Origin of the sequence: Pseudomonas sp. RIT411 (assembly GCF_003057735.2) — a bacterium.
Taxonomy (GTDB): Bacteria; Pseudomonadota; Gammaproteobacteria; order Pseudomonadales; family Pseudomonadaceae; genus Chryseomonas; species Chryseomonas oryzihabitans.
Genome location: NZ_QBIZ02000015.1, coordinates 17,909 through 41,456, shown reverse-complemented (window position 1 = coordinate 41,456; position 23,548 = coordinate 17,909). Strand labels below are relative to the sequence as shown.

The window sequence follows — 23,548 nt, the reverse complement described above, 5'->3', positions numbered from 1 at the left end:
AGGCAGGAAGACGAAATCGCGGCCAGTATAACGGCCGTCGGCGTCGACGCGAGGCCGTGCGCGGACGGATTCACCCCGGGAGCGTGCGCGGAAACGCAGTCTGCGCCGATAGCAAAGCGCCAGCATGCCATATCCCGAGTGCCTTTGGTGCGGCGCTAGACCGGGCCGCTGCGGGCCTGGGGCGCCCGCGGGCGATATTCTTCCAGGGCGTTCCAGGAGCTGGCCTCGGGCAGGTAGCCGAAGGCCTCCTGGGCGGCGCGGATATCCAGGGTGAAGGGGCTGTCGAGCAGGTCGGGCCAGCGCGACTCGTGACCCGGGGTACGCAGGCGGGCATAGAGACGCCGGGGATCGAAGGCCTTGCGCTCGACCACCGGCGGCAACTCGAAGCGCCGCAGCAGGAAGTTGATCGCATCCCAGCACACCAGCGGCTGGCCATCGCTGAGGTTGAAGACCTTGCCCTGGGTGGCGGCCGGTTGCCTGAGCAGCAAGGTCACCAGGGCCTTGCGCAGATTGCCGGCGCTGGTGAAGTCCCAGCGATTGAGGCCGTTGCCGCTGCGGCCCAGCTGCCTGCCCTTGGCCCTTTCCAGCAACCAGCGCGCCCAGTCGCGATCGGCCAGGCCGAGCACCTGGGCCGGCCGCAACACCGTGACCTGGGGGCCGAATTCGCCGGCGGCCAGGGCCAGGCGCTCCAGTTGCAGACGGCGCTGGGCCTCGCTGCTTCTGGGCTTGGCCGGCACCTGGTCTTCCTTGAGCGCTTCGCCGCCCCGCTCGTAGACGCGGGCGGACGAGACATAGACGAATTGCGCGACCTGCTGCTGCAGGGCGGCTTCGATCAGCACCTGGCCGTGGTCGAGATCGGCTGCGCTCGGCACGCCGGCCACATCGGTACAGTGGGCGATGGCATCGATGTCGTCGCACAGCGCCACCACCTGCGCGGGCTGGTCGAGCAAAGCCGGGTGATAGTCGGCGCCGCGCTCGACCAGGGCGTCCAGGGTCGCGCCGGGGCGGCCGTGCACCCGCACCAGTTGGCCGCGGTCGAGCAGGTCGCAGGCCAGGCCCGCACCGAGCGGCTCGCTGGCGCCCGTGATCAAGATACGCATGTCGCTGGGATTCCCGAAGCTGTCCGCGGTCGCCCGGGGCGACCCATCCGCCAGTGTAACCAAAGCCTTCGACAGGCGCCGCTAGTCGCGCACCAGCCACTGGCCGGCGACCTGTTCGAGATGCCGGGTGAGGGCCTGCAAGGCGGCGCCGCCATTGCGCCAGTGATGCCAGAACAGCGGCACGTCCACCCAGTGACCGGGCGCCAGATCCACCAGCGCGCCCCGCGTCCGGGCAGCCGCGCTCTGGATATCCGGCAGGAGACCCCAGCCGATGCCACCCAGGGTCATCTGCAGAAAGCCTTCGGCGGAAGGACAGAGGTGGTAGTCGAAGGTCTGGGTGACGCCGAGCTGCTCCAGATAGCGATGCTGCAGGCGATCATCCGGGCCGAAGACGATGGCCGGCGCCCGTGCCAGGGCCTGGGGATCCGGCAATGCGGCCAGTTGCCGAGCGCGGAATTCCGGACTGGCCAGGGCCCGGTAGCGCATGGCGCCCAGGGCGCTGACCCGCGCCCCGGCCAGCGGCTGACCGTTGGCGCAGAGACAGGCCGCCACCTCGCCGGCGCGCATCCGTCGGAGCACCACGTCCTGGTCTTCCACCACCAGATCCAGCAACACCCGCTGCGACCGGACCCAGGGGCCGACCGCCAGCGGCCACCAGTTGGCCAGGCTGTCGGCGTTGAGGGCGATACGCAGGCGCTGCGGCGCCTCGTCGGCCAGACCCGGCACCTCGCTGCCCAGATCGGCTTCCAGTAGCCGCACCTGCTGGATATGGCGCAGCAGCCGCAGACCCGGCGCCGTCGGCTGCGGGGGTGTCTCCCGCACCAGCACCGCCTGGCCGACCCGGGCTTCGAGCAGCTTGATGCGCTGGGACACCGCCGATTGCGACAGCCCCAGGCGCCGCGCCGCCCGCTCGAAACCGCCCTCTTCCACCACCACTGCCAGGGCTTCCAGCAACTTGTAGTCGATCATCGATTCAGCTAATGCTGCATAAGGAATATTGGTTTTTCTTATACACCTGGACGCGGCAAGGTGGCAGCCAATCCAGCACGACAGGGCACCACTTCCGCAATGAACAGCTACGTCACCGGCCTCCTGACCATGGCCAGTCTCATCATGGCGCTGGGCGCGCAGAACACCTATCTGCTGGCCCAGGGGCTGCGCCGCGAGCACCATCTGGCCATCGCCGCCTTCTGCCTTACCTGCGACGTGATTCTGGTGGCCGCCGGGGTACTGGGCCTGGCAGCGCTGATCCAGCACAGTCCGTTGCTGGTGGATATCCTGCGCTGGGGCGGCGCGGCCTTTCTGCTCTGGTATGGCGCCCAGGCATTGCGTCGGGCCTGGCGGCCGGCAGCCATGGGCACCCTGGCCGCGGCGGAGCCACGCAGCAGGCGGCAGGCGCTGCTCGCCGCCGCGGCGGTCTCGCTGCTCAATCCCCATGTCTATCTGGACACGGTGCTGCTGGTGGGCTCCCTGGGCAGCCAGCAGGCCGCGCCCCTGGCCTATGTGTTCGGCGCGGCCACGGCCTCCATGCTGTGGTTCTTCGGCCTCGCCCTGGGCGCCGCCTGGGCCGCGCCCTACCTGGCCCGCCCAGGGGTGTGGCGGTTGATCGATCTGCTGGTGGCCGGGGTGATGTTCGCCGTCGCCGCCCAGTTGCTGGTCTCGACCTGAGGCTGGCCTTCCCCGGGCGAGCGCCCTAAGCTGCGGCTCTGCGTTTCCTGTCGAGAGTCCTCATGCCCTTCGCCCGCTCGCTCCGCAGTCAGAGCCTGCTCCTGTTCGGCGGCAGTCTGCTGCTGATGCTGCTGATCGCCCTGGCCGGCTTCGGCCTGCTCTCCCGCGAGTTGCATCGCTACCAGCACCTGATCGAAGGCCCGCTGGAGCGCCTGGTGGAGATCGACGACACCCACCTGATCTTCAAGATCCAGGTCCAGGAGTGGAAGAATTTTCTTCTGCGCGGCGGCGATGCCACGACGGCCGAGCGCTACTGGCAGGCCTTCCTGACCCGCGAGGCGGAGGTCGACCGGCGTCTGCAGCAACTGACCGGCAGCGTCGATCCCGATCTGCAACCGCGGCTCCAGGCGCTGCGGGCCCAGCACCAACGCCTGGGCGAGCGCTATCGCGCCGGCCAGGCCGCCTATCTCGCCCATGATCGCGATCCGCGTCGCGGCGATGCCGAGGTCCGTGGTATCGACCGCGAGACCGCCGAGGGCTTCGCCGCCCTGGTCGACGACCTGCACGGACGCACCGCCGCGCAGATCGCCGCCATCCGCGCCGAGGCCCAGCGCGACATCCTGCTCGCCGGCCTGGCCCTGCTGCTCTGTGGCGGCGGCCTGCTGTTCCTCGGGATACGGCTGGTGGAGCGGCGGCTGGTGGATCCGCTGGTGGCCTGCGCCCGACAACTCGGGCTGCTGGCGCGCGGGCGTTTCGGCGAGCGCCTGCCCGGCGGCCGCGATGACGAAATGGGGCGCCTGGTCCTCAGCACCAATCTCCTGCGCGACGCCGCCGTGCAGCACACCCACGACCTGCGCCACCAGGCCGGCGAGGTGGGCGCCCTGAGCGCCCTGCTGGCCAATCAGCTGGTGACCGGGCCGGGCCAGCCGCCGCGAGAGGTCGATCCGCAGGTGCTCAAGGACGTCAGCCGCCGCCTCGCCGACATCGCCGGCGATCTAGAGGAGGCCGCCAGCCAGCGGCAGGACTGAGCTCCGCCCCTAGAGCTGCGCCGGCACCTCGCGCCACGCGCCCGGCGCCAGATCGTCCAGGGTCCAGGGGCCGATGCGGACGCGCACCAGGCGCAGGGTCGGCAGGCCCACCGCGGCGGTCATGCGCCGCACCTGGCGATTGCGCCCTTCGCGAATGGTCAGCTCGATCCAGGCGGTCGGCACGCTCTTGCGAAAGCGCACCGGCGGATCGCGCTCCCACAGCGCCGGCGGCTCCGCCAGCAGGCGCGCCTCGGCCGGCAGCGTGGGGCCGTCATTGAGGTCGACGCCCTGGCGCAGGCGCTGCAGCTGCTCTTCTCCAGGTGTGCCCTCCACCTGGGCCCAGTAGGTCTTGGGCAGCTTGTGCCGGGGATCGGCGATACGCGCCTGCAACTGGCCATCGTTGGTCAGCAGGAGCAGGCCTTCGCTGTCGCGATCCAGGCGGCCAGCGGGATAGACGCCCGGCACCTCGACATAGGCCTTGAGGGTCGCGCGGCCGTCGGCGTCGGCGAACTGGGTGAGCACGTCGAAGGGCTTGTTGAGCAGCAGCAACCGCGGCGTGACCGGCGGTGCCTTGGCCTGGCGCCGCGGACGCTGGCCGGGGGTGGAACGGGTATTTCGCGACATGGGGATCGACGGCGGCTAGCCAAAGGGTAATCTGGACCGCCCAGTCTATTCGTCCGAGGTCCCATGCGCATCTTTCGTCCGCTGTGGCTGATCCACCTGCTGACCCTGGCCGGTTGCGCCTCCTCCGCCTACGAGGGTCCGCGCTCCGATCACTTCGACGGCGAGCGCTTTCACAACCTGGCGCCGCGCGAAGACAAGAGCCTCTGGACCCTGCTGAAATGGCAGTTCACCCGCACCCGTCCCGAGTGGACCTGGCAGGACGGGCCGGCCGTACCGACGCGGCCAGTGGCCCGGGTCGAGGGTGGCGAATTGCGGGTGACCTTCGTCAACCATGCCACCCTGCTGATCCAGCATCAGGGCCTCAACATCCTCGCCGATCCGGTCTGGTCGGAGCGGGTGAGTCCCTTCAGCTTCATCGGTCCGCGACGCTATCACGCCCCCGGCGTGGCCCTGGATGACCTGCCGCCGCTGGACTTGATCTTCGTCAGCCACAGTCACTACGACCATATGGATCTGGCGACGCTGCGGCGCCTGGCCGAGCGCGCGCCCCTGACGCCGGTGGTGACGCCTCTGGGCAACGCCGAGCTGATCCGCCGCGAGACCGGTTTCGTCACCGTCAGCGAACTGGACTGGTGGCAAAGCCTGCCGCTCAAGGACGGCCTGCGCCTGCACCTGGTGCCAGGCCAGCACTGGTCGGCGCGCAGTCGCTTCGACACCAATCGCCGGCTGTGGGGTGGCTTCGTACTGGAAGCGCCGACCGGACCGGTCTATTTCGCCGGCGACACCGGCTGGGGTCCGCACTTCGCGCAGATCCGCGAACGCCTGGGGGCACCGCGTTTCGCCGCCCTGCCCATCGGCGCCTACGAACCGCGCTGGTTCATGCGGGACAGCCATCTGAATCCCGACGATGCGGTACGTGCTCATCAGGCGCTGGGCGCCGCCAGCAGCCTGGGCATCCACTTCGGCACCTTTTCCCTGAGCGACGAAGAACAGTTCGCCCCGCCCCGCGACCTGGCCCATGCCCGCGCCCTGCATGGCCTGGCGGACGAGGCGTTCCGGACACTGGCGCCGGGCGAGGTCTGGTCGGTGCCCTGAGGTCAGCCGCCGACCTTTGCTGCTTCGATCAAAGGCGGCAAGGAGGAGGCGCTGAGCCAATCCATCAGGGTGGCTCTCATACCGACTCCCCAATGCTGGTCATAAAGCATCCAGGCCCCGGTAATCACGATGGCCCAGAGAATGCTGAACAGCGAGCCGACCAGAAAGTATTCGGCAAAGTCCCGCTGATCCAGCTCCTTGAAGCGAGCGACGGTCTTGAGCGCTATCACCGCCGCGAGGATTTCCCAGCTGTTGCTTAGCAGTCCCGCAGCCAACACCAGACGTTCGAGCCAGCCGATGAGGCGTCCCGCGGAAAAGGCGCCATCGCTGGACGCGCCTGGCATTCTTGGCCGTGTCATGCGGATGAGCATCCTGCGACACAAGACATTGCCAAGCTCGGTCAACAGGGCCAAGGCGAAGAGCGTATAGGCCAGTGCATGCAATCCTTGCAGCAACCCGTTCATTGCTCAGCCTCCCTGCGATCCAGATCCGCCAGCACTTCCAGCACGGCATTCCACTGTTGGCTATAGGCGTCGAAGTGACCGGAGGTGCGTACCTTGTAGATGCTATGGACCGATACCTGACGCTGCTCTGCCAGCTCCGCGGGTAACTGTCCGTTCAACAGTGCCGCGATGTCGCTCAATTGACGTTGCGTCCAACCCTTCTCGATAACCGTCAAGCCAACCCCTAGTGCATCGAGAGTGGTCTCCAACAGCGGCTCCTGAGGCAGCGAGAAACCATAGCGGCAGAGCGCGCGCTTTTCGTTTAGCTTGTGCCGACTGCGGCTAAGACCCGGCCCCATCATGTTCCAGGCCTGCTGCGGATTCACAGCCGTTTCTATCCGGGCCAGCCCCAGCACGAAACGGCAATCGATACCACGCTGCAGGAGATCCAGCCTGATGTCACGCAACAGCCGAGCGCCGGCATTCAGGGACGTCACCAGGCCCTGAAATTCGTCTCCAAGGGTGATGGTCAACGGTGATGCCAGGACGTCGGCATAACGCCTGTTGCACTGCACGACCGCTTCATTGAAAGCCTTGTGTAACTGCGCGATATCGGCAGCGTGCTCGCTATGCACCAGGTCGCCCATTACCACCGCGAGTGTCCTGGCAGTCATTTCCTGTTTTGGGGTCATTTTTCGCGATGTAACCATAAAAGGGTCAATCGCTTCTTTTTACCCAAAAACGGTGCGACTCGCCTAGCGCTAAATGTCATCAGTAATCAGCAGGGCAAGAGACACAAGCGGCCAGGACGCTTGAGGATGCCCTCAACACCTCGCTGCTCCCGACCATTAATTCAGGTTATTCCACCAGCCCCTTGTCCCAGAGTCGTACCAGCTCGCTGGGCGCGCGGTCCTCGGGAATCAGCAGGGTCAGTTCGTCCTGCTGCTCGGCGGGCTGGGGACGGAAGCGCAATTCCACCTTGAAGTAGCGCTGATCGCCCCGCCCGACCTGGGTCGGTTCGCCGGATTCCGGCAGGCAGCGTTCCAGCACCGAGCAGATGCGCCCGCGCTGGGCGCTGTCGTACTGGCCGAATTCGATCTCCCGCGGCTTGCTCAGCGCGTGCAGGGGCGCGAAGCCGCCCTGTCGCGAGAGTCGCACCACGGTGTCCTTGCCCAGCGGGGGAAGTTCGCGCATTGCCCTGCTCCTCTAGATGAGAGTGACGCCCACGCCAGCCCAGGCCTCCTCGACCGCACGCACCTCCGCCGACTCGGCGCCGAAACGGCGACCGGCATTGGAGACGGTCAGACGGGCGAAGGAGGCGAAATCCGCATCGTTGGCCAGGCGGCTGTCACAGAGGGTGTCGTACCAGATCGGCCCGGCCTTTTCCCAGGCGTAGCCACCCAGGGCCATCGCCGCCAGATAGAAGGCCCGGTTGGGAATGCCCGAGTTGAGGTGGACACCGCCGTTGTCTTCGCGGGTCTCGATGTAGTCGCGCATATGCCCGGGCTGGGGGTCCTTGCCCAGGGTCGGATCGTCGTAGGCGGTACCCGGCTCGGCCATGGACCTCAGGCCCTTGCCGTTGATCTTCTTGGTCAGCAGCCCGGCGCCGATGATCCAGTCCGCCTCGGCGGCGGTCTGCTTGAGCTGGTACTGCTTGACCAGGATGCCGAAGACGTCGGAGACCGATTCGTTGAGCGCGCCGGACTGGTTGAAGTACACCAGGCCCGCCTCGCTCTCAGTGACGCCATGCACCAGTTCGTGGGCGATGACGTCCAGGGCGATGGTGAAGCGGTTGAAGATCTCGCCGTCGCCATCGCCGAACACCATCTGCTCGCCGTTCCAGAAGGCGTTCTGGTATTCCTGGCCATAGTGGACGGTACCGGCCAGCGGCAGGCCCTGGCCATCGATGGAATTGCGCCCGAACACCTCGTTGAAGAATCTGAAGGTGGCACCCAGGTAGTCGTAGGCCTCGTCCACCGCCACATCGCTCAGTGCCGGCTGCCCTTCCTGGCGCACCAGACGCCCGGGCAGCTGCATGGCGTTGCCGGCATCGAAGATGCTGCGCTGCGGACTGGCGTCATCGGTACGCGGCAGCGGCCCGACCGGTGCCTGGCGCACGCCGGGGCGACCGGGGTTGTGCAGCAGACTCTGGACATGACTCAGGGTGGTCAGGGCGCAGGAACGCTGGTGTTCGTCGCCATGATCGATGATGCGACCAAGAATGTAGGGGGGAATCACCCCCTGGTAGGTGCCCGGGTTACGAGACATGCGCGCCCTCCTCCTCTGGGGGACTGAGTCCCCGATCACCGCAGCGTGCGGTCCGTGTTTCTTGGACCACGAAACGACCAGACGGCTCCCGCCTCTTCACCCGGAGGCAGGCTTCTGGTACAAAGGCACCCCACGCGGGCGTCGTATAATGGCATTACCTGAGCTTCCCAAGCTCATGACGAGGGTTCGATTCCCTTCGCCCGCTCCAGATTCCAGACGGCCTCCAATCAGTCCTTGCGGACACGCTGATTGGGGGCCGTTGCGTTTCCGGGCCCTGCCAAAGGGGTTTCGCGCGCGAAACCTACCCCGCCACCAGCCCCTTCACCCGCTGCGCCAGGGCCTCCACCGCGAAGGGCTTGGTCAGGATCGCCATGCCCGGTTCCAGGTGGCCGTCGCTGAGCAGCGAGGTTTCGGCGAAGCCGGTGATGAACAGCACCTTGAGCGCCGGGCGGCGGACGCGGGCGGCGTCGGCCAGCTGGCGGCCGTTCATGCCGCCGGGCAGGCCGACGTCGGTGACCAGCAGGTCGATGCGGGCATCGGAGTGCAGCACCTCGAGGCCGCCGGCGCCATCGGCGGCCTCGATGATGACGTAGCCCAGTTCGCGCAGCAGATCGGTCACCAGCATGCGCACCGTGGGTTCGTCGTCGACCACCAGCACCGTGGCATTGGCGCCTTCCAGCAGAGCGGGCTGGTCCTCCACCCGAGGCAGCCCGCACGGCCGCTCCACCGGTCGCAGGGGCAGGTACAGGCAGACGGTGGTGCCTTCGCCGGGCGTCGAGCGCAGCCGCAGCTGACCGCCCGACTGGCGGGCGAAGCCATAGATCATCGACAGCCCCAGGCCTGTGCCCTGCCCCATGGGCTTGGTGGTGAAGAAGGGCTCGAAGGCCTTGGCGGCGACTTCCGGCGTCATGCCGCTGCCGCTGTCGGTCACGCTCAGATGCAGATAGCGTCCAGGTGCAAGCTCGAAGTCGCGGATATCCGCTTCGCCCAGGGTGCGATGACTGGCGGCGATGAGGATGCGTCCGCCCTTGGGCATGGCGTCGCGGGCGTTGATGCACAGGTTGAGCAGGGCGTTCTCCAGCTGGGACTGGTCCACCAGCAGGGGCTGGTCGTCCGGCAGGCTGCTGAATTGCACCTGGATGGCCGGCCCCACGGTGCGCTGCACCAGGTCGAGCAGGCCGCCCACCAGCTGGTTGACCTCGGTGGCTTCCGGGGCCAGGGTCTGGCGGCGGGCGAAGGCCAGCAGCCGATGGGTCAGGGCCGCGGCGCGCTTGGCGCTGCTCTGGGCAGCCGTCAGGTATTTTTCCAGCTCGGTGAAGCGCCCCTGGCCAATTCTCAGGCTCATGAGGTCGAGGCTGCCCGAGATCCCGGCGAGCAGGTTGTTGAAATCGTGGGCCAGGCCGCCGGTGAGCTGGCCGACCGCTTCCATCTTCTGCGACTGGCGCAGGGCCTCTTCCGAGCGCCGCAATTCTTCGGTGCGTTCTTCGACCCGCTGCTCGAGGGTGGCGGTCAGGTCCCGCAGGTCCGCCAGGGCGCGGTCGCGCTCGTCGGCCAGGGCCCGGCGGGCGTCCACGTCCAGCAGCACGCCGGGAAAGCGCAGCGGGGTGCCATCCGGCGCCAGTTCGACGTGGCCGTTGGCCTCCAGCCAGTAGTAGCGGCCGTCACTGCGGCGGACCCGGTACTGGTGGGCATAGCGGCCACCACGGCCGATGACGTCGGCGATGGCCGCGGCCAGGCCGGGCTGGTCGTCCGGATGGACGGTGGCCACCACTTGCGCCAGGCTCAGGCCATCGCGCCCCAGGGCCGGGTCGAGGCCGAAGTTGATGGCGAAGGCCTCGTCGACGGTGAACCTGTCGGTGGGCAGATCCCAGTACCAGGTGCCGATGATGGCGCCGGCGGCGAGGGCCAGCTGCACGCGCTCGGCGGCGGCCAGCACGCTGCTCTCCGCGGCGCGGGCGCTATCGAGCTCGTCGATGCGTGCGGAAAGCTCCTGTTCGAGGGTCAGGTTGTGCCGCCGCAGGGCGGCCTCGGCCACATCGCGCTGACGGTGGGCCTGAACACTGGCGGTGGTCTCGGTGGTGATGTTGAGCATGCCGACGATGCGCTCGCCATCGCGCAGCGGGCTGTAGGAAAAGCTCCAGTAGGTGTCCTCGGGATAGCCGTTGCGGGTCATCACGAAGTGCTTGTCGACGAAGTGCAGCGCCTCGCCGGCCAGCGTCCGCGCGATCAGCGGCGCGATCTCGTCCCACAATTCCGCCCAGACCTCATCGATCGGCTGCCCCAGGGCGGCCGGATGGCGGGCGCCGAGAAAGGGGGCGTAGGCCTGGTTGTAGATCAGCGTCTGCTCGGCGCCCCAGGTGGCGCACATGGCGAAGGGAGACGCCATCAGCAGGTCGTAGGTGGTCCGAAGGGCCACGGGCCAGCTGGCGCGCGCGCCCAGTGGCGTGGTTTCCCAGGCGAAACTTTCGAGATAGGACAAGGGACGACTCACTGGCAGAGGCGCGGAGGGATCTCGTGGCCGTCCGGGCCTGCCGCGAGGCGCCCGGATGCCCATGATAGGCAGGTACGCAAGGCCCCTGCCAGTACCGTGATCCATCGCTGGCACCGCCCTGCCCACCCGAGGCGGGACCGGGCCTGCGGCATGCTGTCCCGGTGAAACGACTGGCACCGGCGCCGTGCATCTCTTACCGTGTGGCCCCCGCTGTCGCTGTCAGGTATCCGCTCGTCATGTCCGCGTCTCCCACCCCGCCCGAGGGGCTGCAACGCAGCCTGTCCAATCGCCATCTGCAACTGATCGCCATCGGCGGCGCCATAGGCACCGGCCTGTTCATGGGTTCGGGCAAGACCATCGCCCTGGCCGGCCCCTCGATCCTGCTGGTCTATCTGATCATCGGCAGCGCCCTGTTCTTTGTCATGCGCGCCCTGGGCGAATTGCTACTGTCGGATCTGGAGTACAAGTCCTTCATCGACTTCTGCACCGATCTGCTCGGGCCCTGGGCCGGCTTCTTCTGTGGCTGGACCTACTGGTTCTGCTGGATCGTCACCGCCATCGCCGATGTCATCGCCATCGCCGCCTATGCCCAGTTCTGGTTTCCCAGCCTCGCGCCCTGGATCCCGGCGCTGCTCTGCGTGCTGCTCCTGCTGGGTCTGAATCTGGTCACGGTGCGACTGTTCGGCGAACTGGAATTCTGGTTCGCGCTGATCAAGATCGTCGCCATCTGCGCCCTGATCGTCACCGGATTCGGCCTGGTGCTCTGGGGCTTCCAGTCGCCCTCGGGCAACGTCGCCAGCCTCGCCAACCTGTGGAACGACGGCGGCGTCTTTCCCATGGGGCTGGGCGGTTTCTTCGCCGGTTTCCAGATCGCCGTCTTCGCCTTCGTCGGTATCGAGCTGGTGGGCACCACCGCCGCCGAGACCGCCGATCCGCGGCGCAACCTGCCGCGGGCGATCAACTCCATTCCGGTACGCATCCTGGTGTTCTATGTGCTGGCGCTGGTGGTGATCATGGCGGTGACGCCCTGGCGCCAGGTGGTGCCGGACAAGAGTCCCTTCGTCGAACTCTTCGTGCTGGCCGGCGTGCCCATGGCCGCCAGCCTGATCAATTTCGTGGTGCTGACCTCGGCCACCTCCTCGGCCAACAGCGGCATCTTCTCCACCAGCCGGATGCTCTATGGCCTGGCCCGCGAAGGCCATGCGCCACGCGGCCTCACCCGCCTTTCGCGGGCGGCGGTGCCGGCGCGTGGCCTGGTGCTGTCCTGCCTGTGCCTGCTGCTGGGTACGGTGCTGATCTACCTGATCCCCAACCTGGTCACCGCCTTCACCCTGGTCACCACCCTGGCCGCGGTGCTGTTCATGTTCGTCTGGTCGCTGATCCTGCTGGCCTGGCTGGCCTACCGCCGCAACCGTCCGGAGCGCCATGCCGCCTCGGCCTTCCGCCTGCCCGGCGGGCGCTGGGTGTGCTACGGGGTGCTGGCCTTCTTCGCCGCGGTGCTGGTGCTGCTGACCCTGCAGGACGACACCCGCCAGGCGCTGCTGGCCAGTCCGCTGTGGTTCCTGCTGCTAGGGGTGGGCTACCGGTGGCGCGGGCGGCGGGTGGTACGCGCCGGCTAGCCGGACGCTGGCCGCTCAGCCCAGCGTCCAGAGTTCATCGAGCCGGGTGGTGTAGCGCGGGCTGAGCAGGTCGCGGCGCATCTGCCAGGCGGGATCGCGCGGGATCCGCGCCGGTCTCAGGGTCTCGCGACCGAACCGGCCGTTGATGGCGTCCAGGGTCGCCATCAGCCGGGCCGCGGCCGGATCCGGGGCGGCGGCGAAGAGATCCGCCGCCACCTCGCTACGGCCGCAGAGATCGAGCAGCAGCACCTCGGCCTTGGCGTAGCCGAAGCCGTCGCGAAAGATCTCGCGCAGGCCCGCCTGGGCCTGGTCGTTGAGCACCCGGGTGTCGTCGCTGGGCACCGGCAGGTTGAGCAGGGCGGCATTGGCGTAGCGGCCTTCGTCGGCGCCGTGCATGCCGGTCTGGATGCTGACCCTCAGGGTGCGACAGAGCGAGCCCTGGGCGCGCAGCTTTTCCGCAGCCCGCGCGGTGTAGCTGGCCACCGCCTCGGCCAGGGCGCCGAACTGATACTGGCGGCGACCGAACATGCGACTGCAGCAGATGGTCTGCCGGGGCGCTTCCAGTTCCTCCAGGCTCAGGCAGGCCAGACCGCGCAATTCCCGCGCGGTCTTTTCCAGCACCACGCTGTAGCGCTGGCGCAATGACCAGGCGTCCTGCCCGGCCAAGTCCCAGGCCGTGCTGACCCCCTCCCCGCGCAGCCGCGCGGCCAGGCGCCGGCCGACGCCCCAGACGTCTTCGATGGGCGAATGCCTGAGCACCCAGTCATGCACCGCCGGATCGCGCAGATCCAGCACCCCGCCGGTGCGCTCCGGCCAGCGCTTGGCGGCTGCATTGGCCAGCTTGGCCAGGGTCTTGGTGCCGGCGATGCCGACGCTGACCGGGATGCCCGTCCACTTCTGCACCCGGGCCTGCAGGCGATGGCCGAGGGCGTCCAGGGGTTCGGGCAGGCCGGCCAGATCGGCGAACACCTCGTCGATGCTGTAACGCTCCAGGCGCGGCACCAGAGTCGCCAGGGTGCGCATCACCCGGTCGCTGAGATCGCCATAGAGGGCGTAGTTGGAACTGAAGGCCGTCACTTCGCCGCGCCGGGCCAGTTCGCGCACCTGGAACCAGGGCGCCGCCATGGCGATGCCCAGGCGCTTGGCCTCGGGCGAACGGGCGATCACGCAGCCGTCGTTGTTGGACAGCACCACCACCGGGCGCCCAGCGAGATCGGGGCGGAAGACCCGCTCGCAACTGCAATAGAAGGCGTTGCAGTCGATCAGCGCCAGCACCGATTCAGCCATGGCCGAAACGCCTCAGGCTGTGGGTGGCCACGCCCCAGACCTCGAAGTCGTCGCGCTCGCCGATGACCAGGGGGGCATAGGCGGGATTTTCCGCCAGCAGGACGAAATTGGCGCCGCGCCGACCGAGGCGCTTGAGGGTGGGTTCGCGATCGCGCACCGCCACCACGATGTCGCCGACCCGTGCCGGCCGGGCGCGATCGACGATCACCAGGTCGCCGGCAAAGATGCCGGCGCCGGTCATGCTGTCGCCACTGACCTGGATGACATAGGTGTGGGGCGCGCGCAGGTCGACCAGCTCGTCCAGCGAGACCTGGCGCTCCAGATGATCCTGGGCCGGCGACGGGAAGCCGCACGGCAGGCGAAAATCATAGAGCGGCAGCCGGGTGTCGGACGATTCCAGGCAACCCAGGACGGTAACGGACATGACAAGGTGTTCCTGCGGATAACTGTCTATTTATACAGTTATCCGCAGCTGCCGTGTTGTAAAGTCCGACCTAATCTGCGCCGATGAGCGGCGCCATCAGGCGCTGAGGCGGAAGCGCGAGACGATGCCGCGCAGGTCCTGGGAGAGGCCGGCGAGGCGTTCGGCGGTACCGGCATCGGACTCGATACCGGTCAGGACCTGCAGGGTGCTGGCGCGGATGCCGGTGGTGTTGCGGTTGATGTCTTCGGAGACCGCCGCCTGCTGTTCCGCGGCACTGGCGATCTGCACATTGACGTCGACGATGCGCTCCACCGCGGCGCCGATGCTGGTCAGGCTGACGCTGGCCTGCTCGGCCGCCGCGACGCCGGTCAGGGCATGGCCGCGGCTGGCCTGCATCTGCCCGACGGCCTCGCCGGTGGCGGCCTGCAACTGCTCGATGATGCGGCGGATTTCCTCGGTGGAGGTCTGGGTGCGCGAGGCCAGGGTGCGGACCTCATCGGCCACCACGGCGAAGCCGCGGCCCTGCTCGCCGGCCCGAGCGGCCTCGATGGCGGCGTTGAGCGCCAGCAGGTTGGTCTGCTCGGCGATGGTGCGGATCACCGCGATGACCCCGCCGATGGCCTGGCTGTGGGTTTCCAGGGCCGCGACCTTGGTGGCGCTGAGGTCCACCTCGGCGGCCAGGGCCTCGATGGCCTGTTGCGTCTGCTGCATCACCCGGGTGCCTTCCCGGGTGGCCTGATCGGCCTGCTGGGCCGCGGCCACGGCGCCTTCGGTGTTGTTGGCGACGTCCGCCACGCTGGCGGTCATCTCGGTGATGGCGGTGGCCACCTGATCGGTCTCGCCCTGTTGCGTCTGCATGGTCGAACGGGCCTGGCCGATGGAGCCGGCCAGGGACCCCGAGGCCTCGGCCACCGCGCTGGAGGCCTGATCCACCTCGCGCAGCGAGCGACCGAAGGCCTCCAGCATCGCGTTCAGGCTACGGCCGATGTCGGCGATCTCGTCACGCCCGTGCAGGGCGGCGCGGCGACTCAGATCGCCCTGAGCGGCGGCGGCGGTCACCCCGACCAGTTCGGCGATCCCCAGGCGCAGGGCCTGGTAGATGCCGGCGAAGGTATAGGCCAGCAGCAGCAGGGCGCCCAGGATCATGCCCACGACCAGATTACGCAGCGTGGTCGCATGCGCCAGACGCTCGGCCAGCAGCTGGGAGAGCTGACCCTGCGCTTCCTCCTGCACCTTGTAGTAGCGGGCGACCACGGCATTGCCCTGGGCACCCAGGGCGCGACCGGAAACCGTACCCTCATTGGTCATGGCCGCCTGCATGCCCTGACGGAAGTTGGCATAGTCGTCCGCCGCCTGGGCCAGGGAGCCCTTGAGGCGCTGGGCCAGCTCCGGCGCCTGCCGCGCCAGGAGTCTGAGGCCCTGCTCCAGTTCGTCGGCGCTCTGCCGTTCCTGGTTCACCACGCTGCGCGCCAGATTCAGACTGGCCGGATCGAAGCGGTTGGTGGCACTCAGGCCGAAGGCCAGGCCGCGCAGCTGGCCGATGAGGTTGATTTCCCGCGGCAGGCGCACGGAGGTGATGTCGATGAGAAAGAGGCTGGTGTAATCCGAATCCAGCGCCAGGCCGGAGGTGGCCGACACGTAATAGAAGAGATTGAGGGTCTGGGTCAGCTGCTCGTTCCAGGCCTCGAATCCCTCCAGCGGGGTGCCGGTGGCTCCCTGCATCAGGCGCTCGGCGCCTCGCCGCAGCTGGCTCAGGCGATCGCCGGTTTCCAGCTGGGTGCCGAGTTCGCGATCCAGCCGGCCGAGGTCGTCATAGGCCTTGAGCAGGTTGTCACGGTTGTTCTGCCAATCCTGCTGGGCCGAGGCATCGCCATCCTGGAGTCGCTTGGTCAGGGCGCGCTGCAACATGCTCAAGCGGGCGACCGGCGTCAGTTGCGTCAGATAGCGCTGACCGTCGATTTCCTGGGCCAGACCGACCCGCTGTTCCTGGATATCCTGATAGAGATAGACGCTGAGAAACACCAGGGGCACCAGGATGATGGCCGCCAGGCAGGCGAATTTGGCGGGGAATCTCAGGCGATTCATTAGGCTTACGACAGGGGTCAACAGATTCATGGCGGGCTCACGGGCGGCAGAGGGGGTCACTTGGGCTGTACCGCCCAATTTGTGACGTAATAGACAGAGTTTTCTGTAACAGTTCTATCGCTATCGGCCTGCCGTCTCGCTTATATGGCCCTTTGCCACTCGACGGTCGAAAGGCGTCTCCCAACGGTCGCAGGATGGCTCTAGCATGCATGATGTAGTGATTCTCAATGCCCTTGTGCTGGATGGTCGCGACCGTCCGGGCCGGGTTCTCGACGTGGCGATTGCCGGCGAGCGTATCCAGGCACTCGGTCAGTTGGCCGGGCAACCGGCACGGGAGGTCCGCGATGGCCGCGGCCTGGCGCTGGCGCCCGGCTTCATCGATGTCCATACCCATGACGACACCATGGTCATCCGCCGCCCCGAGCAACTGCCCAAGCTCAGTCAGGGGGTCACCACCGTGGTGGTCGGCAACTGCGGCATCAGCGCCGCCCCGGTGCGGTTGCGTGGCGAGCCGCCGGATCCGCTGAATCTGCTGGGCCCGGCCGCGGCCTTCAGCTATCCCACCTTTGCTGCCTATCGCGCGGCGGTGGAGCAGGCCCGCCCCGGCGTCAACGTCGCCGCTCTGGTCGGGCACACGGCGCTGCGCAGCAATCACCTGGACGATCTCCAGCGTGCCGCCACCCCTGCCGAGATCGCTGCCATGCGCGCCGAACTGCGCGACAGCCTGGCCGCTGGCGCTCTGGGGCTCTCCACCGGCCTGGCCTACGCCTCCGCCATGGCGGCGCCGACCGCGGAGGTGGCGGAGCTGGCCGCCGAGCTGGACGCCGTGGGCGGACTCTATGCCACCCATTTGCGCAGCGAATTCGCCGCGGTGCACGAGGCCCTGGACGAAGCCCTGGACATCGGTCGCCAGGCCCGGGCGCCGGTGGTGGTGTCCCACTTCAAGTGCGCCGGGGTGGACAACTGGGGCCGCGCGCCGGAGTTGCTCGGCGCTCTGGCGCAGGCCGCCCACGGCCAGCCGGTCGGCTGCGACTGCTATCCCTATGCCGCCAGCTCCTCCACCCTGGATCTCAAGCAGGTCACCGACCGCCACCGCATCACCATCACCTGGTCCACCCCGCATCCCGAGTGCGGCGGCCGCGACCTGGCCGCCATCGCTGCCGACTGGGGCCTGGACCTAGAGACCACCGCGCGCCGCCTGCAACCGGCCGGTGCCGTCTACTACGGCATGAGCGAAGCCGACGTGCGCCTCATCCTCGCCCATCCGCTGAGCATGATCGGCTCCGACGGCCTGCCCGAGGACCCCTTCCCCCATCCGCGACTCTGGGGCGCCTTCCCGCGGGTGCTCGGTCACTTCAGCCGCGACCTTGGCCTCTTTCCCTTGCACACCGCCGTGCACAAGATGACCGGCCTCTCCGCCGGCCGCTTCGGCTTGGCGGGTCGCGGCCTGATCGAGCCCGGCGCCCAGGCCGATCTGGTGCTGTTCGACCCCGCCCGCATCCGCGACGTGGCCGACTTCAGCGAGCCGCAACGGCCTGCCGAAGGCATCGAAGCGGTCTGGGTGAATGGGCACCTGGCCTATGCACCGGGGCAGGCCATTGGCGAGCGTCATGGTCGCTTCCTGCCGCGCGCCGGGGATCTGCGGTCGACCTTCCCACGTTCCGCCTGAGCGCTACCGGGTAACGCCTCCAGCTGGTGCATCCCCGTTACCTTCCGCCACCTCCCGGTGCCCCCTGGCGCACCGGGAACCCCTTCGGCTGCCTGTCCCCCATGCCAAGCCCTTGATTTGCAACGTCATGCGGATAGCTGGCACAGTCGCTGCAATCTATTCCGTTGTTACGAACACACTTCCGCTATAACGGAAAAGGAGACACGCGATGACAGGCAAGACGAAGGGGTGGAAAACGCTGGCGCTGCTGGTCGGCCTGGTCGCCATGACCGGCGCCCAGGCGGCCAAGCTGGATGACGTGCTCAAGCGCGGCCATCTGGTCGTGGGCACCGGCAGCACCAATGCGCCCTGGCACTTCCAGGGCGCCGACGGCAAGTTGCAAGGCTTCGATATCGATATCTCCAAGGTCATCGCCAAGGGCCTGTTCAACGATCCGGAAAAGGTCGAGTTCGTCGTCCAGGGCTCGGATGCGCGCATCCCCAACCTGCTCACCGACAAGGTCGACATCAGCTGCCAGTTCATCACCGTGACCGCCAGCCGCGCCCAGCAGGTGGCCTTCACTCTGCCCTACTACCGCGAAGGCGTGGCCCTGCTCCTGCCGGCCAACAGCCGCTACCAGCAGATCGACGACCTCAAGGCGGCCAAGGGCGACCTGACCGTGGCCGTGCTGCAGAACGTCTATGCCGAGGAACTGGTGCACCAGGCGCTGCCCGGCGCCAAGGTCGACCAGTACGACAGCGTCGACCTGCTCTACCAGGCCCTCGGCACCGGCCGTGCCGACGCCGTGGCCACCGACCAGTCCTCGGTCAAGTACCTGATGACCCAGAATCCCGGCCGCTACCGCTCGCCCGACTACGCCTGGAGTCCCCAGACCTACGCCTGCGCGGTCAAGCGTGGCGATCAGGACTGGCTGAACTTCGTCAACACCGCCCTGCACGAGGCCATGACCGGCGTGGAATTCCCCACCTATCAGGCGTCCTTCAAGAAGTGGTTCGGCGTCGAGCTGCCCTCTCCGGCGATCGGCTTCCCCGTCGAGTTCAAGTGATCCTGGCCCCGGCGCGGTCCGTCCGCGCCCTCTAGGTAGACGTCGAGCATGAACTACACCCTCAACTTCGCCCCCGTGTGGCAGAACCTGGACCATTTGCTGGCCGGGCTCGCCCTCGGCCTGCAGCTGGCGCTGGTAGGCATCGCCATCGGCTGCCTGATCGGCCTGGCCACCGCCTTCGCCCTGCTCTCGCCGGTGCGGGCGCTGCGCTGGCTGGCGGGGGGCTATGTCACCCTGGTGCGCAACACCCCGATCCTGGTGCTGATCCTGCTGCTGTACTTCGCCCTGCCCAGCGTCGGCATCCGCCTGGACAAGCTCAGCTCCTTTCTCATCACCCTGGCGCTCTATGCCGGGGCCTACCTGGCCGAGGTGTTTCGCGGCGGGCTCATGGCCATTCCCAAGGGCCAGCGCGAGGCGGGCCTGGCCATCGGCCTGCGCGAGTGGCAGATCAAGGCCTACGTCATCATTCCGGTGATGCTGCGCAACGTGCTGCCGTCGCTTTCCAACAGCTTCATCTCGCTGTTCAAGGACACCTCCCTGGCGGCGGCCATCGCCGTGCCGGAGCTGACCTACCAGGCGCGCAAGATCAACCTGGAAAGCTACCGGGTCATCGAGACCTGGCTGGTGACCAGCGCCCTCTACATCCTCACCTGCTACGTCATCGCCCTGCTGCTGCGCCAGCTGGAGCGACGCCTGAGCCTGACCCGCTAGGAGCCCGATCGTGTACGAAGCCCCCTCCTGGTTCCTAGAATTGTGGAACGCACGCCAGACCCTGGCCGCCGGGTTCGCCACCACCCTGGCCTGCTCGGTACTGGCGGTGCTCGGCGGCACCCTGCTCGGCACCCTCGGCGGCCTGGCGCTGACCTATGGCCGCTGGCCGCTGCGCCTGCCCTTTCGCCTCTATGCCGACCTGATCCGCGGCACCCCGGTGTTCGTGCTGGTGCTGGCCTGCTACTACATGGCGCCGGCGCTGGGTCTGCGGCCCACGCCCTTCGAGGCCGGCACCGCGGCGCTGCTGCTGTTCTGCGGCTCCCACGTGGCGGAGATCGTCCGCGGCGCCCTGCAGGCCATCCCCCGCGGCCAGCACGAGGCGGCCAAGGCCATCGGCCTGACCTTCGCCCAGAGTCTCAAGGAGGTGCTGCTGCCCCAGGCGCTGCGCCAGATCCTGCCGACCTGGGTCAATGCCTCCACCGAGATCGTCAAGGCCTCCACCCTGCTCTCGGTGATCGGCGTGGCCGAGTTGCTGCTGAGCAGCCAGCAGGTCATCGCCCGCACCTTCATGACCCTGCAGTTCTATCTGTTCGCCGGGCTGCTGTTCTTTCTCATCAACTTCGCCATCGAGCGGCTCGGCCGCTATCTGGAAAAACGGGTGACCCTGCCATGACCGACGCCAACGCCCCGCTGTTGAGCATCAACGGCCTGCACAAGAGTTTCGGCGCCACCGAGGTGCTCAAGGGCATCGACCTGTCCCTGGACCGCGGTGACGTGGTCACCCTGATCGGCTCCAGCGGCTCGGGCAAGACCACACTGCTGCGCTGCGTCAACCTGCTGGAAGACTTCCAGGGCGGCAGCATCCAGCTGGCCGGCGAGGCCATCGGCTACCGCGAGGAAGGCGGTCGCCGCCAGCGCCTACCGGAGCGCGAGATCGCCCGCCAGCGCTCGCTCACCGGCATGGCCTTCCAGCAGTTCAATCTGTTTCCCCACCTCACCGCCCTGGAAAACGTCACCCTCGGCCTGCGCAAGGTCAAGAAGATGGGCAAGGACGAAGCCATCGCCCTGGGTGAACAGTGGCTGCGCCGGGTCGGCCTGATCGAAAGACGCGACCATCATCCCGGCCAACTCTCCGGCGGTCAGCAGCAGCGGGTGGCCATCGCCCGCGCCATCGCCATGAATCCCAGCCTGATGCTGTTCGACGAACCCACCTCGGCGCTGGACCCGGAGCTGGTCGGCGAGGTGCTGGCGGTGATCAAGGACCTGGCCCAGGACGGCATGACCATGCTGCTGGTGACCCACGAGATGAGATTCGCCTACGAGGTGTCCGATCGCATCGTCTTCATGAGCCAGGGCCGCATCGAGGAGCAGGGCCCGCCCCGCGAACTCTTCGAGCGCCCCCGTTCCACCCGTCTCGCCGAATTTCTCGGCCGGACCTCCTTCTGAATCCTTCCCCCGCTACAGGAGCACCCTTATGAGCATCACCCGATACGGCGCCGGCGAACGCGGCGCAGGCGGCCAACCCCTGCCCTTCGCCCGTGCGGTGGAAGCCGATGGCTGGCTGCACGTCTCCGGCCAGGTGGCCATGGAGAATGGCGAGATCATCGACGGCGGCATCGTCGCCCAGACCCACAAGACCATGCAGAATCTGATCGCCATCCTGCACGAAGCCGGCTACGGTCTGGAGCATGTGGTGCGTGCCGGCGTCTGGCTGGACGATCCGCGTGATTTCTGGAGCTTCAACAAGGTGTTCGCCGAGTACTTCGCCGGCCACGCCCCGGCGCGCGCCTGCGTGCAGTCCTCCATGATGGTGGACTGCAAGGTCGAGATCGACTGCATCGCCTACAAACCCAAGGCCTGAGACAAACCGCACCGATGACCGAACCTACCCGCCAGCGCGCCCGCGGCCTGGACCGCGCCTTCGACATCCTCGATCACCTCAAGCGGGTGGGTCGGCCGCTGCGACCCAACGAGATCGCCGCCGGCCTGGGCATTCCCAAGTCCACCGTCTACGACCTGGTCGGCCTGCTGCTGGAGCGGCACATGCTCGATGCCGTGGGCCGCGACGGTCAGGTCTACCTGGGCCGCGAGCTGTACTTTCTCGGCCAGGCGCACCTGCGCCACTTCGACCTGGCCCGCGAGGCCGGACTGCTGCTGGACGACATCGTCGCCCAGACCCGCGAGACCGCCCAGCTGTGCCAGCTCAACGGCCGCAAGTACACCGTCTCGCTGATGAAGGAAGGCGCCCGCGCCTTTCGCATCTCGTCCAATGTCGGCGAAGACGCGCCCATTCCCTGGACCGCGTCCGGGCGACTGCTGCTCGGTCATCTGAGCGATGCCGAGATCCTCGCCCTGATCGATCCGGACGATTTCATCCTGCCCGACGGTAGCCGCCTGCCCCCGGCGACCTTTATCGCCGAGATCCGTAGCGCCTGCGCCGAAGGCTTCTTTTCCTTCGACAGCATCGCCGACACCTACACCCACTGCTTCGCCGCCCCGGTGCAGGACGCCAGCGGCCTGAGCATCGCCACCCTGTGCATCGTAGCGCCCCGCGCCGACGCCCAGGCCCACCATGCCGAGTACCGCCGGGTGCTGGTCGACAGCGCCCGCCGCCTGTCCCAGCGCCTGGGCGGCCAGGAGAATCCATGACCATCCTCAAAGCTCCCGAGAAAGGCGCCGCCACGCCTGGCGCCAGCCTGCTCAGCGACGTGCCCCTGCCCGCCCTGGTCGTCCACCGGGCTGCACTCGACCACAACATCGCCTGGATGCAGGCCTTCGCCAGCGACCGCGGTGCCGAACTGGCGCCCCACGGCAAGACCAGCATGGCGCCGGCGCTGTTCCAGCGGCAGCTGGCCGCGGGTGCCTGGGGCATGACCCTGGCCACCGCGGTGCAGACCCGCGCCGCCCAGGCCCACGGCGTGCGCCGGGTGCTGATGGCCAACCAGCTGGTGGGCGCACCGAACATGGCGCTGATCGCCGAGTTGCTCGCCGCCGATCCGGACTTCGACTTCCATTGCCTGGTGGATCATCCCGACCAGGTGACCGCCCTGGGCGCCTTCTTTGGCGCACGGGGGCTGGCGCTGCAGGTGATGATCGAGTACGGCGTACCGGGCGGCCGTTGTGGTTGCCGCAGCGAAGCCGAGGTACGAGAACTGGCCCGGGCCATCGCCGGGCAACCGGCGCTACGCCTGACCGGCATCGAAGGTTACGAGGGGGTGATCCACGGCGCCGAGGCGGCCACCGACATCCGCGCCTTCGCCGATTCCCTGGTGCGCTTGGCGGAGGAACTGCGCGGCCAGGGCGCCTTCGCCCTCGACCGACCCATCGTCACCGCCTCGGGTTCGGCCTGGTATGACCTGATCGCCGCCGCCTTCGACCAGCTGGAAGTGCGCGAGCGCTTTCTCGCAGTCATGCGGCCCGGCAGCTATGTGGTCCATGACCACGGGATCTATCGCGATGCCCAGCGTGGCGTCCTGGCCCGCACCGGTCTGAACGAGGGCCTGCAACCGGCGCTGGAGGTCTGGGCTCACGTGCAATCCCTGCCCGAACCCGGTTTCGCCATCCTGGCCCTGGGCAAGCGCGACATCGCCCACGATGCCGGCCTGCCGCTGCCGCTGCGCCGCTACCGGCCCGGCCAGACTGCTGCCGAGGCGGTCGACGTCAGCGGCTGCACGGTCACGGCCATCATGGACCAGCACGCCTTCATGGTCGTCGCCCCGGGAACCGCACTGGCCATCGGCGACCTCATCGCCCTGGGCACTTCCCACCCTTGCCTGACCTTCGACAAGTGGCGCCAGGGCTGCATCGTCGACGAAGGACTGCAGGTGGTGGAGACCTTCGCCACCTGCTTTTAGGCTTGTTTGAAAGGTCGTCGAACGAAGGTCAGGCAAGGCAAAAATCTGTGAGGAAGCGGATCGGACTCGCGCTCGAGTTTACGAATGGTAAATGAGCATTCCGACTGGGCTGGCATTCCAGCAGATTTTTAACGCAG

At 67.8% G+C, this 23,548-nt stretch carries 23 protein-coding genes and 1 tRNA gene; 13 read left to right on the top strand and 11 right to left on the bottom strand.

Features of this window, described 5'->3' with window-relative positions:
- Positions 1-155 precede the first annotated feature (155 nt).
- A complete protein-coding gene (locus tag DBY63_RS18595; RefSeq protein WP_108582540.1) occupies positions 156-1,100 on the bottom strand; it encodes an NAD(P)-dependent oxidoreductase in 945 nt (314 codons plus the stop codon).
- A gap of 81 nt (positions 1,101-1,181) precedes the next feature.
- Entirely contained in the window at positions 1,182-2,069 is an 888-nt protein-coding gene (locus DBY63_RS18590; protein WP_108582539.1) for a LysR family transcriptional regulator ArgP, read from the bottom strand.
- A gap of 99 nt (positions 2,070-2,168) precedes the next feature.
- On the opposite strand from DBY63_RS18590, the gene DBY63_RS18585 reads away from it, so the two are divergent.
- Entirely contained in the window at positions 2,169-2,768 is a 600-nt protein-coding gene (locus tag DBY63_RS18585; RefSeq protein ID WP_007161919.1) for a LysE/ArgO family amino acid transporter, read from the top strand.
- 62 nt (positions 2,769-2,830) lie between these two features.
- Positions 2,831-3,796, top strand: a complete 966-nt coding sequence (locus DBY63_RS18580; RefSeq protein ID WP_108582538.1) for a HAMP domain-containing protein — start codon at positions 2,831-2,833, stop codon at positions 3,794-3,796.
- A 9-nt stretch (positions 3,797-3,805) separates the two neighbouring features.
- Here DBY63_RS18580 and DBY63_RS18575 read toward each other — a convergent pair whose 3' ends face one another.
- Positions 3,806-4,420 (bottom strand): pseudouridine synthase, encoded by a 615-nt coding sequence (locus tag DBY63_RS18575; protein ID WP_027598522.1) that lies wholly within the window; start codon positions 4,418-4,420, stop codon positions 3,806-3,808.
- A gap of 63 nt (positions 4,421-4,483) precedes the next feature.
- Between DBY63_RS18575 and DBY63_RS18570 the strand changes: the two genes are divergently transcribed.
- Complete coding sequence (locus tag DBY63_RS18570) at positions 4,484-5,515, top strand: MBL fold metallo-hydrolase (RefSeq protein ID WP_108582537.1); 1,032 nt, start codon at positions 4,484-4,486, stop codon at positions 5,513-5,515.
- Between the two features lie 2 nt (positions 5,516-5,517).
- Here the strand turns inward: DBY63_RS18570 and DBY63_RS18565 are convergent, their stop codons facing one another.
- The 4 genes from DBY63_RS18565 to DBY63_RS18550 all read right to left on the bottom strand — a co-directional run bounded on the left by DBY63_RS18565 (position 5,518) and on the right by DBY63_RS18550 (position 8,226).
- The gene (locus DBY63_RS18565; RefSeq protein WP_027598520.1) at positions 5,518-5,979 is read right to left on the bottom strand and encodes a hypothetical protein; all 462 of its coding nucleotides are present in this window, start codon (positions 5,977-5,979) and stop codon (positions 5,518-5,520) included.
- Positions 5,976-6,605, bottom strand: coding sequence for a SatD family protein (locus DBY63_RS18560; RefSeq protein WP_037007319.1), 630 nt, complete (start codon positions 6,603-6,605; stop codon positions 5,976-5,978). The genes DBY63_RS18565 and DBY63_RS18560 overlap by 4 nt, the downstream gene beginning before the upstream one ends.
- A gap of 211 nt (positions 6,606-6,816) precedes the next feature.
- A complete protein-coding gene (locus tag DBY63_RS18555) occupies positions 6,817-7,152 on the bottom strand; it encodes a protealysin inhibitor emfourin (protein WP_007161915.1) in 336 nt (111 codons plus the stop codon).
- Positions 7,153-7,164: 12 nt separating this feature from the next.
- Positions 7,165-8,226: a M4 family metallopeptidase gene (locus DBY63_RS18550; RefSeq protein WP_108582536.1), complete on the bottom strand. Its 1,062-nt coding sequence runs from the start codon at positions 8,224-8,226 to the stop codon at positions 7,165-7,167.
- A 134-nt stretch (positions 8,227-8,360) separates the two neighbouring features.
- Between DBY63_RS18550 and DBY63_RS18545 the strand changes: the two genes are divergently transcribed.
- Positions 8,361-8,434, top strand: a tRNA-Gly gene (locus DBY63_RS18545).
- A gap of 93 nt (positions 8,435-8,527) precedes the next feature.
- Here DBY63_RS18545 and DBY63_RS18540 read toward each other — a convergent pair.
- Positions 8,528-10,705 carry an ATP-binding protein gene (locus tag DBY63_RS18540; RefSeq protein ID WP_108582535.1) on the bottom strand — a complete coding sequence of 726 codons (2,178 nt, stop codon included), beginning with the start codon at positions 10,703-10,705 and terminating at the stop codon, positions 8,528-8,530.
- Positions 10,706-10,953: 248 nt separating this feature from the next.
- Between DBY63_RS18540 and cycA the strand changes: the two genes are divergently transcribed.
- Positions 10,954-12,336: a D-serine/D-alanine/glycine transporter gene (cycA, locus tag DBY63_RS18535; protein ID WP_108582534.1), complete on the top strand. Its 1,383-nt coding sequence runs from the start codon at positions 10,954-10,956 to the stop codon at positions 12,334-12,336.
- 15 nt (positions 12,337-12,351) lie between these two features.
- Here cycA and DBY63_RS18530 read toward each other — a convergent pair whose 3' ends face one another.
- From DBY63_RS18530 to DBY63_RS18520, 3 genes are all read right to left on the bottom strand, one after another.
- A complete protein-coding gene (locus tag DBY63_RS18530) occupies positions 12,352-13,623 on the bottom strand; it encodes a Y-family DNA polymerase (RefSeq protein ID WP_042136810.1) in 1,272 nt (423 codons plus the stop codon).
- Positions 13,616-14,047, bottom strand: a complete 432-nt coding sequence (gene umuD, locus DBY63_RS18525; protein ID WP_027598514.1) for a translesion error-prone DNA polymerase V autoproteolytic subunit — start codon at positions 14,045-14,047, stop codon at positions 13,616-13,618. The genes DBY63_RS18530 and umuD overlap by 8 nt, the downstream gene beginning before the upstream one ends.
- A 96-nt stretch (positions 14,048-14,143) precedes the next feature.
- Positions 14,144-16,162, bottom strand: a complete 2,019-nt coding sequence (locus DBY63_RS18520) for a methyl-accepting chemotaxis protein (protein WP_027598513.1) — start codon at positions 16,160-16,162, stop codon at positions 14,144-14,146.
- Positions 16,163-16,337: 175 nt separating this feature from the next.
- On the opposite strand from DBY63_RS18520, the gene DBY63_RS18515 reads away from it, so the two are divergent.
- The 8 genes from DBY63_RS18515 to DBY63_RS18480 all read left to right on the top strand — a co-directional run bounded on the left by DBY63_RS18515 (position 16,338) and on the right by DBY63_RS18480 (position 23,411).
- Entirely contained in the window at positions 16,338-17,801 is a 1,464-nt protein-coding gene (locus DBY63_RS18515; RefSeq protein ID WP_108582533.1) for a D-aminoacylase, read from the top strand.
- 265 nt (positions 17,802-18,066) lie between these two features.
- Positions 18,067-18,846, top strand: a complete 780-nt coding sequence (locus DBY63_RS18510) for a transporter substrate-binding domain-containing protein (RefSeq protein WP_223855486.1) — start codon at positions 18,067-18,069, stop codon at positions 18,844-18,846.
- Between the two features lie 48 nt (positions 18,847-18,894).
- The gene (locus DBY63_RS18505) at positions 18,895-19,557 is read left to right on the top strand and encodes an amino acid ABC transporter permease (protein WP_027598510.1); all 663 of its coding nucleotides are present in this window, start codon (positions 18,895-18,897) and stop codon (positions 19,555-19,557) included.
- Positions 19,558-19,567: 10 nt separating this feature from the next.
- Positions 19,568-20,230 (top strand): amino acid ABC transporter permease, encoded by a 663-nt coding sequence (locus DBY63_RS18500; RefSeq protein ID WP_108582532.1) that lies wholly within the window; start codon positions 19,568-19,570, stop codon positions 20,228-20,230.
- The gene (locus DBY63_RS18495) at positions 20,227-21,003 is read left to right on the top strand and encodes an amino acid ABC transporter ATP-binding protein (RefSeq protein WP_007161901.1); all 777 of its coding nucleotides are present in this window, start codon (positions 20,227-20,229) and stop codon (positions 21,001-21,003) included. Before DBY63_RS18500 ends, DBY63_RS18495 begins: the two co-directional genes overlap by 4 nt.
- Before the next feature lie 28 nt (positions 21,004-21,031).
- A complete protein-coding gene (locus DBY63_RS18490; RefSeq protein WP_007161900.1) occupies positions 21,032-21,418 on the top strand; it encodes a RidA family protein in 387 nt (128 codons plus the stop codon).
- A 14-nt stretch (positions 21,419-21,432) separates the two neighbouring features.
- Positions 21,433-22,206, top strand: a complete 774-nt coding sequence (locus DBY63_RS18485) for an IclR family transcriptional regulator (RefSeq protein WP_108582531.1) — start codon at positions 21,433-21,435, stop codon at positions 22,204-22,206.
- Positions 22,203-23,411, top strand: a complete 1,209-nt coding sequence (locus DBY63_RS18480; protein WP_108582530.1) for an amino acid deaminase — start codon at positions 22,203-22,205, stop codon at positions 23,409-23,411. The genes DBY63_RS18485 and DBY63_RS18480 overlap by 4 nt, the downstream gene beginning before the upstream one ends.
- The last annotated feature ends 137 nt before the right edge of the window (positions 23,412-23,548 follow it).